Consider the following 11,986-nt stretch of genomic DNA (forward strand, 5'->3'; position numbering starts at 1 on the left):
GCCACTTAAGTCCCAAAAGAGGCACACTCCGCTAATTGTGGCCGAGTGAGGGCCATAACGCCCAGTGCTATTTCTGGACGCGCCGCTGGTGCCGTCGCACCTTCGTCCGGTTGCCGCACCGGCTCATCGAGCACCAGCGGCGCCGGCCCGCCTGGGAGCGGTCCACGAACCGCAGGCCGCACCGGTCGGACCCGCACACCCGCACCCGCCGCACCTCCGGCGACAGCAGCAGCTCGGCCGCGTCGCGGGCGACCAGCCCGAGCCCGGCCGCCACGTCATCGGCCAGGTCCGGCGCGCTCGCCGCCTCCAGCCGGCCGTCCCGGACGAGGAGCTGGAGCAGCGGGCGGGGGGCCGCCCGCACCGCCTCGTTGATCGTGCGCACGTCCGCCGGGCCGGGCAGGCCGCCCCCGGCCACGCTCAGCACGGCCCGGTCGATCGCCTCGCGCAGCGACCTGGCCGGGGCGAGCGCGTCGGCGGCCGCATCGGCCTCTTGAGTGACCAGCCCGGCTCCGCGCAGCCAGCGCAGCAGGTCGTCCGGCTCCTGGAGGGTCTCCCGGGGCACGGCCCAGCGGTCGCGCAGGGTGTTCACGAAGTCGAGGCACACCCGGCCGCCGTCCCGGATCCACTCGTCGTCCGCCGTCATGCCACCATTGTCCTGCACCTGTTACTAACCCCATGAAGAGGTTAAGGGAGGACGTCCATGAAGACGACAGGAGTGGCCCGGGTCGGCGGGATCCGCCTGCACTACACCCGCGCCGGCTCGGGCCCGCTGCTGGTCCTGCTGCACGGCTGGCCGCAGACCGGCCTGTGCTGGGAGCCGGTGCTCGCCCCGCTCGCCGCCGGCCACACCGTGGTCGCCCCCGACCTGCGCGGGTACGGCCTGAGCGACAAACCGGCCACCGGCTACGACAAGCGGCGGATGGCGGCCGACATCGCGGAGCTGGTGACCTCCCTCGGCTTCGACCGGGCCTCCGTCGTGGGCCACGACCGGGGCGCCCGCGTGGCCCACCGGTGGGCGCTGGACCGCCCCGACCAGGTGGAGCGGCTGGCCGTGCTGGACGTGGTGCCGACCCGCGAGATGTTCCGCCGCCTGGACGCGTCCGTGGCCTCGTCGTACTGGCACTGGCTCTTCCACCTCCAGCCCGACCTGCCCGAACGGCTCGTGGGGCACGACGTGCGCGGCTACCTGGAGTTCTTCTTCGAACGCTGGACCTACAACCGGCACGGCCTCTCCCCCGAGGCGGTGGACGCCTACGTGCGGGCCTTCTCGCGGCCCGGCGCGCTGCGGGCCGGCTTCGACGACTACCGCGCCCACGAGCTGGACCTCGCCCTCGACGACGAGGACGCCGCCGCCGGCCGCCGCCTGACGATGCCGCTGCTGGCCCTGTGGGGGTCGGCGGGGCTGCCCGCGCGGCTGCCCACGCTGGAGATCTGGCGCGAGTACGCCGAGGACGTGCGCGGCGCCGAGATCCCCGCATGCGGCCACTTCATCCCCGAGGAACGCCCCGACGCCCTCCTCGCCCACCTGCGGGACTTTCTGCCCGGCGGCGCCGCCATCGGGGCGATCACCGCTCTCTAGCCGTCGCGGTCATCCCGTTCCCGCCGCGGTCACTGAAGGATGGACGCCTGCGCTTCTCGCGCACTCGGGACACGACGAACGGACAGGTGGTGGCTGGTGCGGCACCGCCTGCGGCGGCGGGCCCGTCTCCTCGCCCCGCCGCTCCCGCCGCCGGACGAGGTCGTGGACAGCCGTCCATCTCCGTCCCCCCTTCCCGGGCCGGCCCTCGCGCCCGTCCTTCCTGAGCCGGCCCTCGTGCCCGCCGTCCCGGAGCCGGCGGAGCCCGCCGTCCCGGCCAGGACCGTGCCCATCACGATCGTCCTGGAGCCGCATCGGGAGCTGGACGAGAGCGGCCGCGCGGCGGAGCCGATCGGCCACCTGCGGGTGGCGGACACGCCGCGAGGTGCCGAGCCGGAGGACGGGCGACGCGCGTGCGGGAGCTGCCGCCCCTTGATCTCGTCCAGCGGTGTCGTTCCCCGACGTCGCGGCCGAGATCCGGGTGGCGGGGCACGAGCTGGCGGTGAAGGGCGTCGCCCTGGCCGCCGTCGGCGAGGATCTGCGCGTCCGCGAGAAGGTGTGCGCCGAGCCGGCCCGCGTCGAGCTGGCCGCGGTGGCGGAGCTGACGTGCGAGGACCTCGGCGTGAAACCGCCGGAGTTGGACGACCTGCTCCCCAAGGCGGAGGAGGAGCCTGCCTGCGCGCCGGCGCCGCCCGTCCTCGAAGAGGAGCCGGTTGACGAACCGGTCGAACGTTTCTGGTCCTGGTGAGTGCCGTCCCGATGGGAGTGTGATGCGTACCTTTCCCCGGTGGTTGCGCTGGTCCGGCGCGCTGTTGCTGTCCGCCGCCGTCCTCGGCGCGGGAGCCTTCCTGTACGGGCAGAGCCTGGAGGACGCCGACCGCTACGCCAGCGTCGGCAGCCTGGCGATCGGCGCGGCGGGCCTGGTGCTGACCGTCGTGTCCATGATCCGGCAGCACCAGGCCACTCCTGACCCGCCGCCCGAGGCCGCCGTGCCGGCCTCGCAGGTGAACGTGCACGGTGACGGCAATGTCGTCGTGCAGCCCCAGGCGCCCGTGTACCTGAGCAGCGTCAAGTACTACGGCCCTGTGGACGGGGCGGGAGGTCAGGACGGGGGGAGGGCGCGGCGGGCGTAGGCGCGGACGTCGGCGTCCGTGTCGTCGAGCGCGCCCCGCAACGCCCGTTCCACCTCGGGCAGGGCCGCCCACGAGCCGAGCGCCACCACCGCGGCCTTGCGGACGTCGAGGTTGGGGTCCGACAGGGCCGCGGCCAGCGGCGGCGCCGCCGTGGCGGGGTCGGCGGCGGCCAGGCAGCGCGCCGCCCCCACCCGCACCTCCCACGCGGGGTCCCGCAGCCCGTCGAGGGCCGGCGCCACCAGCGGGTCGCCGGTGGCGGCCGACGACTCCAGCGCGGCGGCCCTGACGAGGGGGTCGGCGTCGGCGGCGAGGACGGCCAGGGCGGGCGACGGCTTGCCGACGAGGCCGAGGCCCTTGGCGGTCCACACCCGGACCTCCCGCGACGGGTCCCCGGCCGCGTCGGCCACCTCGGCGGCGGCGTCGAGGGAGACCAGCCCCCTGATGGCGGCGATCCGCACCCGGTGGTCGGGGTCGGCGAGGGCGGGGCGGAACCGTTCGATGCCGCCCAGCCGCAGGGCGCGCAGCACGTCCAGGACCGCCGCCCGTACGGTGGCGTCGCCGCCGGCCAGCCGCGCGGCCAGCGCGGTGGCCAGCTCATCGGTGGCGGGCAGGACCTCGACCAGCTCGATCAGGCCGGTGGCGGCGGCCCGCCGGACGGTGCCGTGCGCGTCGTCGAGCGCCGCCGCCAGCGCCAGGCCGGTGCCCTGTGGGACGGTCTCGGTGAGGGTGGCGATGGCGGCGCGGCGCACCTTCGGGTCGGGGTCGGCGAGGTAGGGGGCCAGGTCGGCGACGGCGGGCTGCTGCTCGGCCAGCCGGTGCAGCTCCAGGATGCGCGGCGAGCGGCCCACGGCGGCGTGCCGCACCCGCTCGCCGGTCTGGCGCCGCGCGACCGCCACGCTGCCCCGCGTCCCGAGCACCACCGGCTCGGCGGCGACCGGCGTGAACTCCTCGACGGGCACCAGGTACGGCTCCACCGGCCGCTTGACGAACTCCATCGCCCCGTCGGCCCGCTTGCGCAGGTTGAGGTGGAACAGCCACTCGGCGTCGTCGCGGCCCGGCAGGTCGGCCCGCTCGTGGTAGAGGCCCCACCGGCTCTCGGTGCGGGCCAGCGACGAGCGGGCCGCCATCTCGGCGCAGTCGCGGATGAAGTGCACCTCGGCGCAGCGCATCAGCTCGTGCGGCGTCCGCGCGCCCATGGCGGCGATCTCCTCCCGCATCCGCTCGAACGACTCCAGCGCGATCTCCAGCTTGGCCCCGGTCTTCGGCGGCGCCACGTAGTCGTTGACGAAGCGGCGCAGCTTGTACTCCACCTGCTGCTGCGGCGGCCCGTCCGGGTGGCGCAGCGGCCGGTAGACGAGCTCCTGCGCGGCGGCGATCTGGTCCTCCGGCAGCGCGCCGGGCGGGCGGTGGTGGGCGGCGGCGTGCGCGCCGGCGAGGTCGCCGAAGACGAACGCGCCGATCATGTAGTTGTGCGGCACGCACGCCAGGTCGCCCGCCGCGTACAGGCCGGGCACGGTGGTGGCGCCGTGCTCGTCCACCCACACGCCCGAGGCGGAGTGACCGCCGCACAGGCCGATCTCCGAGATGTGCATCTCCACGTCGTGGGTGCGGTAGTCGTGGCCGCGCCCGGCGTGGAACGTGCCCCGGGTCGGGCGTTCGGTGGTGTGCAGGATGTTCTCGATGGCGGTGACGGTCTCGTCGGGCAGGTGCGACAGCTTCAGGTAGATGGGGCCGCGCGCTGAGCCGATCTCGGCCGACACCTCGGCCATCATCTGCCCCGACCAGTAGTCGGAGTCGACGAACCGCTCCCCCTTGTTGTTGACCTGGTAGCCGCCGAACGGGTTGGCCACGTACGCGCAGGCCGGGCCGTTGTAGTCCTTGATCAGCGGGTTGATCTGGAAGCACTCGATGCCGCTGAGCTCGGCGCCGGCGTGGTAGGCCATGGCGTAGCCGTCGCCGGCGTTCGCCGGGTTCTCGTACGTGCCGTACAGGTAGCCAGAGGCGGGCAGCCCGAGCCGGCCGCACGCGCCGGTCGCGAGGATCACCGCGCCGGCGGCGACCGTCACGAACCGGCCAGAGCGCGAGTCGAAGCCGGCCACGCCGACCGCCCGGCCGCCGGAGGTGAGCACCCTGACCGGCATGACGCGGTTCTCGATGCGGACCTTCTCCCGCAGGTGGCGCTGCCGCAGCACCCGGTAGAGGACCTTCTTGACGTCCTTGCCCTCCGGCATCGGCAGCACGTAGCTGCCGGAGCGGTGCACCCGGCGCACGGCGTACTCGCCGTGCTCGTCCTTCTCGAACTTCACGCCGTAACGCTCCAGGCGGCGCACCATGTCGTGGCCCCTGGTCGCGGTCTGGTAGATCGTCTTCTGGTTGACGACGCCGTCGTTGGCGCGGGTGATCTCGGCGACGTAGCCCTCGGGTGTCGCCTTGCCGGGGATGACGGCGTTGTTGACGCCGTCCATGCCCATGGCCAGCGCGCCGCTGTGGCGCACGTGCGCCTTCTCCAGCAGCAGCACCCGGGCGCCGTGCTCGGCGGCCGTGATGGCGGCCATCGTCCCGGCGGTGCCGCCGCCGACGACCAGCACCTCGCACTCCAGGTGCAGGCGGTCCTCGATCGCGGGGATCTCCACGTTCACAACTCCTCGAGAATCTGGGCGCGCAGCGCGGTACGGTCGGCGGCGGAGTCGCGGGGGCCGGGCACGTCCACGATGGTGCGGATGCCGCCGTGCCCCAGCACCACCACCCGGTCGGCGAGCAGCAGCGCCTCGTCCACGTCGTGGGTGACGAAGACGACCGTCGCCCGCGTGTCGCGCAGCACGTCGAGCAGCAGGGCCTGCATGCCGGCGCGGGTCTGCGCGTCGAGCGCGCCGAACGGCTCGTCCATCAGCACCGCGCGCGGCGCCCCCGCCAGGGCGCGGGCGAGCTGGACGCGCTGCCGCATGCCGCCGGACAGCTCGCGCGGCAGCCGGTCCTCGTGCCCCTCCAGGCCGACGCGGGCCAGCCACTCCCGCGCCACCGCCTTCCGCTCGCCCCGGGGCAGGCCGCGCAGGCGCAGCGGCAGCTCGACGTTGCGCCGCACCGTGCGCCACGGCAGCAGCCCGTCGTCCTGGAAGACCATCGCCCGCTCCCGCGACGCGCCGGTGATCTCCTCGTCGCCGGCCAGGGCCCGGCCGCCGTGCACGGGCAGCAGCCCGGCCAGCGCCCGCAGCAGCGTCGACTTGCCGGACCCCGACGCGCCGACGATCACCAGCACCTCTCCTGGCCGGATCGTCAGGTCGATCCCGTTCAGTACGGGGCCGCGCGCGTACCCGAGTGACAGCGACTCCAGCGTGATGCCCAGCGTCACGACGCCTCCTCCGCCCTGGGCAGCCAGCGCGTCACGCGGCGGCCCGCCAGCTCCACGGCGGCCGAGGTCAGCCAGCCGAGCAGGCCGATGGTGAGCATGCCGACGATCACGGCGGGATAGTCGACGATCGTGTACGACATCCACGTCCGGTAGCCGACCCCCAGCTCCCCCGAGATCATCTCCGCCGAGATGACGCAGATCCACGACACGCCCATGCCTACCGACAGGCCGCCGAACACGCCCGGCAGGATCCCCGGCAGCACCACGTGCCACAACACGTGCCGCCGGCCGCCGCCCAGCGTCCTGACCGCGTCCTCCCACAGCGTGGGCAGGGCCCGGACGGCGTGCCGGGTGCTCACCATGATCGGGAAGAACGCGGCGGCGAACGTGATGAACACGATGCCCTGCTCGTCCGCCGGGAACAGCAGGATGGCCACCGGCACCAGCGCGATCGCCGGGATGGGCCGCGCGGCCTCGAACAGCGGCGTCAGCACGTCCCCCGCCCTGGCGGACCTGGCCACCAGCACGCCCGCGGCCACCCCCGCGACCGCGGCCAGGCCGAAACCGGTGAGGATCCTGATCAGGCTCTGCAGCAGGTCGAGCCAGTAGAGCGGGGTGGTGACCCGGCTCGCGGCGCGGGCGCCGATCTCGCCCAGCGTGGGCAGCCGGTCGAAGCGCAGCCACAGGTGGGCATCGGTGACGGTGAGCAGCTGCCAGAGGGCGGCGGCGGCCAGCAGCGACCCGGCCCTGACGAGCCGCCGCCGCCCCTTGCCGCCTGCCCTGGGACGCCGGCCGACGGCGCCCGCCTGTGCCACGTCCGGTGGCGGCTCGGCCGCCCTGATCGTGTCCGGCAGGGTCGCGGTCGGCGGGGCGGGGTCGGTGCGGGTCTCGGTGGTCATCGGGCGTCGCCTCCTTCCGCCGCCGACCTGAGCGCCTCCGCGTAGGTGATCGGCTCGGTCTCCGGGTGCCGCTCGCGGTAGGCGTCCGCGCCCTCCTGCGTGGTGAACGGCAGGAACGTGCCGCCGGGCCCCTTCAGCCACACCGACTGGTCGGCGAGCCACCGGGTGCCGGTCACAGTGTCGGGCACGTAGGCGGCCCGCACCTTCCCTGCGGCGGCGGCGACCTGCCGCAGCAGGCACGTGGGGGTGGCGGCGGGCCGGGTGGTGTTCTCACCGGACAGCCACAGCTCGGAGGCGGTCGCCGGGTCGGTGACCGGCTTGCCGCAGACGGGGTCGGTGCCGGTGGTGGCGGCGGGGTTCGCGGTCGAGGCCCGGTCCTTGTCGTACGCGGCCCCGTACGCCTTGCGCAGGTAGCCGTCGTTGACGAACGACGTCAGGTCCACGCCGGAGAAGTCGGGGCTGATCCGCTTGAGGTAGGCGACGTCGCGCTGGTGCGCCTTGAGCAGCGGCTCCTTCAGCGTGACGTCGAAGGTCGAGATGCCGTCGCGGCCGTTGTAGAGGTAGACGACCTCGGCGGGCAGCCCGGTGTCCTTCGCGACCGACTCGGCCGCCTCCAGGGGGTGCTCGTGCAGGTAGCGGGTGGCGTCGAGCTGGGCCTTGAGGAAGGCGTCCACGACCTCGGGGTGCTCCTTGGCGTACGCCTGCCGGGTCACCACGCCGTGGAAGGTCGGCACGCCGAGCGCGGACCCGTCGTACACCAGGCGGCCCTTGCCCTGGAAGGCCAGCAGGCCGGGCCAGGCGACGAACTGCGCGTACCCCTGCACGCCGCCCGACTCGAGCTGTGCGGCGCCGACGGCGGGCTGGTGGTTGACCACCTCGGCGGTGATCTTCGCGCGTTCCATGGCCTGGACGAGGGTGCCGTGCCCGGCCGAGCCGACGCTGGCGGAGATCCTGGTCCCGGCCAGGTCGGCCAGCGTGCGCGCCTTGGAGGCGGGCGGGACGAGCACCATGTTGAGGCCGCCGCGCAGGTTGTAGCCGGTGACGGAGATCAGCTCGGTACGGGCGGCCGGGACCGGCTGGGTCCGCGCGGCGTTGATCAGCAGCGGGTAGTCGCCCATGGAGCCGATGTCGATCTTCCCGGCCACCATCTTGGCGGTGATCGGCGCGCCGGTCTCGTAGTCCTGCCACTCGACCGTGTACCGGTCGCCGAGCCGCTTCTCCAGGTAGCCCAGCGAGCGCAGCAACGTGCCCGCCGTGACCGTGTTGATGGTCTTGGACTGGTAGCCGACGACGAGCCTGGTCTTCCCGCCGCCGTCGCCCGCCGCCCCCGAGACCGAGCAGGCCGTCGCCGCCAGGAGCAGGGCGGCCGCCGTCAGAGCTGTGCGCATGGCGCTTTCCTTCATCGCAGCAGGTAGGGGATGTTGATGGTGACCGCGTCGACCGGGCAGCGGGCCGCGCAGGGGCCGCAGTACCAGCACTCGTCCACGTACATGTACGCCTTGCCGGTCTCGTCGCTGATCGCCAGTGAGTCGAGCGGGCACGCCTCCACGCAGAGGGTGCAGCCGTCGATGCACAGGGATTCGTCGATCGTCACGGGCACCTCGACCCGCTGCTCGATCAGGGCCATGCGTGCTCCTCTTTCTCGGTACGCCGCAGGTGTCCGCGCATGGTGAGCCGGTCACCGCGGAAACGGATGAACTCCAGATCCACCGGCCGGCCGTCGGCCAGGTGGGTCAGCCGCTCGACCATCAGCAGCGCGGCTCCGCGCGGCGTGCCGAGCGCGGCGGCGGTGTGCGGGTCGGCGTTGACCGCCTCCAGGGTCAGCTCGGCCATGCCGAGGGGCTGCCGGGCGATCGTCTCCAGCAGGACGAAGATGTCGTTGCCCGCCAGGTCTTCGTCGAACAGCGGCTCGCCCACGTCGCGCACCAGGTACGTCAGGTCGAGCGAGAGCGGCAGGCCGTTGAGGCTGCGCAGCCGCTCGAGGTAGACGACCTGCTCGCCGGGCTCCAGGCCGAGGCGGTGGCTGACCGGGGCGGGCGGCTCGATGAGGGTCATCGTGCGCACCTGGTTGACGACCTGGCCGTGCTCGTGCAGCGTCTCGGCCAGGCCGAGCAGGCGGTGCAGGCCGTGGGGGTACTTCTCGGCCGCCACCGTGGTGCCCACCCCGGGGCACCGGTCGACCAGCCCTTCCTCGCGCAGCAGGTCCAGTGCCTGCCGGACGGTGTTGCGCGAGGTGTCGAACTCGCGTGCCAGCGCCGCCTCCAGCGGGAGCTGCCCGCCGGGGAAGCCGCCGTGGATGATCTGTCTTCTCAGCAGGTCGGCGATCTGCCGGGCACGATCCGCCCGGCGCCGCCGATCGTCGAGGGCCACCCGTTCCATACCCCTCAACCTACTAAATGAGTAGGAAAAAGGGGATAACGGGGAGGTTGCGCCACCTCCCCGCGGCTCACATCCCCGCGCTCACCTGCGGTTCTGCCGCCGACCCCGCCCGTTCCGCCACCCCGTCGGCGGCGTCGGCGGCCACCCCAGGCACCGCGACCACCCTGCCGCCGGGCAACCCGGGCTCTGTGGCCACCCCGCCGACGGGCAACCTGGGCACCGCCGCCACGAGATCCCTCGTGTACGGGTGGCGCGGCGCCGTGAACACCTCGTCCACCTCCCCCTCCTCCACCACCCGGCCGTCCTTCATGACGAGCACCCGGTCGGCGACGTGGTGGACGACACCCAGGTCGTGGGAGATGAACAGCATCGCGGTGCCGTACTCGGCCCGCAGCTCCGCCAGCAGGTCCAGCACCTGCGCCTGCACCGAGACGTCCAGGGCGGAGACGGGCTCGTCGCAGACCAGCACGTCGGGGCGGGGGCCGATCGCGCGGGCGATCGCGACGCGCTGCCGCTGGCCGCCGGACAGCTCGCGCGGATGCCGTCCGGCCGTCTCCGGCGGGAGGCCGACGCGGGCCAGCAGCTCCAGCACCCGCGCCCGCCGCTCGGCCCTCGGCAGCCGCAGCGGCTCGGCGATCAGGCGGGCGACGGTGTGGCGGGGGTCGAAGGAGTCCAGGGGGTTCTGGGAGATGAGCTGGATCGTGGGGCGGCGGGGGCGGCGCAGCCGCTCGGGCAGGCCGCTCCAGGGCACGCCGTGCAGGGCGACCTCGCCGTGGTCGGGGTCGAGCAGGGCCATGACCAGGCGGGCCACCGTGGTCTTGCCCGACCCGGACTCGCCGACGATGCCCAGCGTCTCGCCACGCCGGAGGGTGAAGGAGACGTCCCGCACGACGCGGCGGGGGCCGAAGGAGCGGACCAGCCCGGACCCGGCGAGCACCACCTGTCCGGGGGCGGCGGGGCGCGCAGGAAGCCCGGCGCCCTCCGTGGAAGGAGTACCCGCCGTAAGAGGGGTGCCCGCCGTAAGAGGGGTGCCCGCCGTAAGAGGGGTGCCGTCCGTGAGGCGGGTGCCGCGGGAGGCGGCCGACGGGACCGCCGCCAGCAGGGCCCGCGTGTACGGGTGCGCGGGCGCCCCCAGCACGTCCAGGGCGGGGCCCTGCTCGACGACGCGGCCCTCGCGCATGACGAGGATGCGGTCGGCGATCGATGCGACGACGGCGAGGTCGTGGCTGATCAGCAGCAGCGCGGTGCCCGCGGCCTTGCGGGCGGCGAGCAGCCGCAGGATCTGGGCCTGCACGGTGACGTCGAGCGCGGTCGTGGGCTCGTCCGCGATGATCAGCTCGGGCTCGGCGGCGAGGGCGGAGGCGATGAGGACGCGCTGCCGCAGCCCGCCCGACAGCTCGTGCGGGTACTGCCCGGCCCGCGCCTCCGGCTCCGGCACCCCGGCCGACTCCAGCAGCTCCAGCACCCGGCTGCGCCGCCACTTGCGCGGCACCACGTCATGGGTGGCCAGCACCTCGCCGATCTCCGCGCCGACGGTCCGCAGCGGGTCGAGGGAGACGAGCGCGTCCTGCAGCACGAGCCCGGCGAACCTGCCGCGCAGGCTGCGCCACTCCCGCTCCCCGAACGCCAGGGCGTCGCGTCCGCCGATCGTGAACGCGGAGGCGCGCACCGCCGCGCCCGGACCGGCGAGCCCGAGCAGGGTCCGGGCCGTGACGCTCTTGCCGGACCCGGACTCGCCCACGACGGCCACGCACTCGCCGGGCGCGACGGACAGCGAGACGCCCCGCACGACGTCCGTCCCCTTGAAGGCGACCCGCAGGTCCCGCACGGCGACCAGGGGTGCGGAGTTCTCGTCGTGGGTGGTGGTCATGGGGTCCTTCCCTCGAAGCGGCGTTGGAGGCGGCGGCCGACGACGGTCAGGCAGACGACGGTCAGCGTGATCGCCAGGCCCGGGAACAGCGCCTCCCACCAGGCCACCCGCAGGTAGTTGCGGGCCTCGGAGAGCATCGCGCCCCACTCGGCGGCCGGCGGCTGCGGCCCCATGCCGAGGAAGCTGAGCCCGGAGCCGGCGATGACGGCCTGCCCGATCCCGATCGTGGCCAGCACGGGGATGGGGCCGAGCACGTTCGGGAGCACGTGACCGGCGGTGATCGCCAGGCGGGGGCGGCCGAACGTGACGGCCTGCTCGACGTAGCCGGAGCGGCGGACGACGAAGGTCTGGGCGCGGATCACGCGGGCGTAGTTCGGGATCTGGGCGACGGCGATGGCGAAGATGACGTTCCCGGTGCCGGGGCCGGTGATCGCGACGACGAGGAGGGCGAGCAGCAGCTCGGGCAGGGTGGACAGCACGTCGAACGCACGCGCCAGCGCCTCGTCCAGCCACTTGGGCGACAGGCCGGCGGCCAGGCCGAGCAGCACGCCCGCGGTGACGGCCAGGGCGGTGGCGGCGGCGCCGATGCTGACGGAGTGGCGGGCGCCGTACACGACCCTGGCCAGCACGTCGCGCCCGAGGTGGTCGCTGCCGAGCCAGTGCCCGGGCCCGGGCGGCGCGAGCGCGGCGAGCGGGTCGGCGGCGAGCGGGTCCGCGCCGGTCAGCAGGCCCGGCGCGGCAACCGCCAGGGCGAGCAGCAGGAGGAACGCGAGGGGCATG

General features: G+C 74.3%; 12 protein-coding genes. 3 read left to right on the forward strand and 9 right to left on the reverse strand.

Annotated elements, in window-relative coordinates; genetic code table 11:
- Positions 1 to 67 precede the first annotated feature (67 nt).
- On the reverse strand, positions 68 to 643 hold the full coding sequence (locus tag HCN51_RS19845; RefSeq protein ID WP_168011021.1) for a CGNR zinc finger domain-containing protein: 576 nt from the start codon (positions 641 to 643) through the stop codon (positions 68 to 70).
- 57 nt (positions 644 to 700) lie between these two features.
- On the opposite strand from HCN51_RS19845, the gene HCN51_RS19850 reads away from it, so the two are divergent.
- The 3 genes from HCN51_RS19850 (at position 701) to HCN51_RS19860 (ending at position 2,709) form a co-directional block, all read left to right on the forward strand.
- The gene (locus tag HCN51_RS19850; RefSeq protein WP_168011022.1) at positions 701 to 1,579 is read left to right on the forward strand and encodes an alpha/beta fold hydrolase; all 879 of its coding nucleotides are present in this window, start codon (positions 701 to 703) and stop codon (positions 1,577 to 1,579) included.
- Between the two features lie 445 nt (positions 1,580 to 2,024).
- Positions 2,025 to 2,324, forward strand: a complete 300-nt coding sequence (locus HCN51_RS19855; RefSeq protein WP_168011023.1) for a hypothetical protein — start codon at positions 2,025 to 2,027, stop codon at positions 2,322 to 2,324.
- Between the two features lie 22 nt (positions 2,325 to 2,346).
- On the forward strand, positions 2,347 to 2,709 hold the full coding sequence (locus HCN51_RS19860; protein ID WP_168011024.1) for a hypothetical protein: 363 nt from the start codon (positions 2,347 to 2,349) through the stop codon (positions 2,707 to 2,709).
- Here HCN51_RS19860 and HCN51_RS19865 read toward each other — a convergent pair.
- The 8 genes from HCN51_RS19865 to HCN51_RS19900 all read right to left on the reverse strand — a co-directional run bounded on the left by HCN51_RS19865 (position 2,679) and on the right by HCN51_RS19900 (position 11,985).
- Positions 2,679 to 5,348 carry a fumarate reductase/succinate dehydrogenase flavoprotein subunit gene (locus tag HCN51_RS19865; RefSeq protein WP_346433715.1) on the reverse strand — a complete coding sequence of 890 codons (2,670 nt, stop codon included), beginning with the start codon at positions 5,346 to 5,348 and terminating at the stop codon, positions 2,679 to 2,681. The two genes, HCN51_RS19860 and HCN51_RS19865, sit on opposite strands and share 31 nt — an antisense overlap.
- A complete protein-coding gene (locus tag HCN51_RS19870) occupies positions 5,345 to 6,058 on the reverse strand; it encodes an ATP-binding cassette domain-containing protein (protein WP_168011025.1) in 714 nt (237 codons plus the stop codon). The genes HCN51_RS19865 and HCN51_RS19870 overlap by 4 nt, the downstream gene beginning before the upstream one ends.
- The gene (locus HCN51_RS19875) at positions 6,055 to 6,957 is read right to left on the reverse strand and encodes an ABC transporter permease (RefSeq protein ID WP_168011026.1); all 903 of its coding nucleotides are present in this window, start codon (positions 6,955 to 6,957) and stop codon (positions 6,055 to 6,057) included. Before HCN51_RS19875 ends, HCN51_RS19870 begins: the two co-directional genes overlap by 4 nt.
- The gene (locus HCN51_RS19880; RefSeq protein WP_206067275.1) at positions 6,954 to 8,345 is read right to left on the reverse strand and encodes an ABC transporter substrate-binding protein; all 1,392 of its coding nucleotides are present in this window, start codon (positions 8,343 to 8,345) and stop codon (positions 6,954 to 6,956) included. The genes HCN51_RS19875 and HCN51_RS19880 overlap by 4 nt, the downstream gene beginning before the upstream one ends.
- Before the next feature lie 11 nt (positions 8,346 to 8,356).
- Positions 8,357 to 8,584, reverse strand: coding sequence for a 4Fe-4S dicluster domain-containing protein (locus tag HCN51_RS19885; protein ID WP_080039017.1), 228 nt, complete (start codon positions 8,582 to 8,584; stop codon positions 8,357 to 8,359).
- A complete protein-coding gene (locus HCN51_RS19890; protein WP_080039018.1) occupies positions 8,575 to 9,336 on the reverse strand; it encodes a GntR family transcriptional regulator in 762 nt (253 codons plus the stop codon). Before HCN51_RS19890 ends, HCN51_RS19885 begins: the two co-directional genes overlap by 10 nt.
- A 67-nt stretch (positions 9,337 to 9,403) precedes the next feature.
- Positions 9,404 to 11,206 carry a dipeptide ABC transporter ATP-binding protein gene (locus tag HCN51_RS19895; RefSeq protein WP_168011028.1) on the reverse strand — a complete coding sequence of 601 codons (1,803 nt, stop codon included), beginning with the start codon at positions 11,204 to 11,206 and terminating at the stop codon, positions 9,404 to 9,406.
- Complete coding sequence (locus tag HCN51_RS19900; RefSeq protein WP_168011029.1) at positions 11,203 to 11,985, reverse strand: ABC transporter permease; 783 nt, start codon at positions 11,983 to 11,985, stop codon at positions 11,203 to 11,205. The genes HCN51_RS19895 and HCN51_RS19900 overlap by 4 nt, the downstream gene beginning before the upstream one ends.
- Between the last annotated feature and the right edge of the window lies 1 nt (position 11,986).

The sequence above is a fragment of the Nonomuraea composti genome (genome assembly GCF_012034275.1).
Lineage (GTDB): Bacteria > Actinomycetota > Actinomycetes > Streptosporangiales > Streptosporangiaceae > Nonomuraea > Nonomuraea composti.

Excerpts from the sequence above, each read along its gene's own strand:
- HCN51_RS19885 (WP_080039017.1), bottom strand. The coding sequence starts at position 8,584 with ATGGCCCTGATCGAGCAGCGGGTCGAGGTGCCCGTGACGATCGACGAA.
- HCN51_RS19875 (WP_168011026.1), bottom strand. The coding sequence starts at position 6,957 with ATGACCACCGAGACCCGCACCGACCCCGCCCCGCCGACCGCGACCCTG.
- HCN51_RS19900 (WP_168011029.1), bottom strand. The coding sequence starts at position 11,985 with ATGCCCCTCGCGTTCCTCCTGCTGCTCGCCCTGGCGGTTGCCGCGCCG.
- HCN51_RS19895 (WP_168011028.1), bottom strand. The coding sequence starts at position 11,206 with ATGACCACCACCCACGACGAGAACTCCGCACCCCTGGTCGCCGTGCGG.
- HCN51_RS19880 (WP_206067275.1), bottom strand. The coding sequence starts at position 8,345 with ATGCGCACAGCTCTGACGGCGGCCGCCCTGCTCCTGGCGGCGACGGCC.
- HCN51_RS19850 (WP_168011022.1), top strand. The coding sequence starts at position 701 with ATGAAGACGACAGGAGTGGCCCGGGTCGGCGGGATCCGCCTGCACTAC.
- HCN51_RS19860 (WP_168011024.1), top strand. The coding sequence starts at position 2,347 with ATGCGTACCTTTCCCCGGTGGTTGCGCTGGTCCGGCGCGCTGTTGCTG.
- HCN51_RS19890 (WP_080039018.1), bottom strand. The coding sequence starts at position 9,336 with ATGGAACGGGTGGCCCTCGACGATCGGCGGCGCCGGGCGGATCGTGCC.
- HCN51_RS19845 (WP_168011021.1), bottom strand. The coding sequence starts at position 643 with ATGACGGCGGACGACGAGTGGATCCGGGACGGCGGCCGGGTGTGCCTC.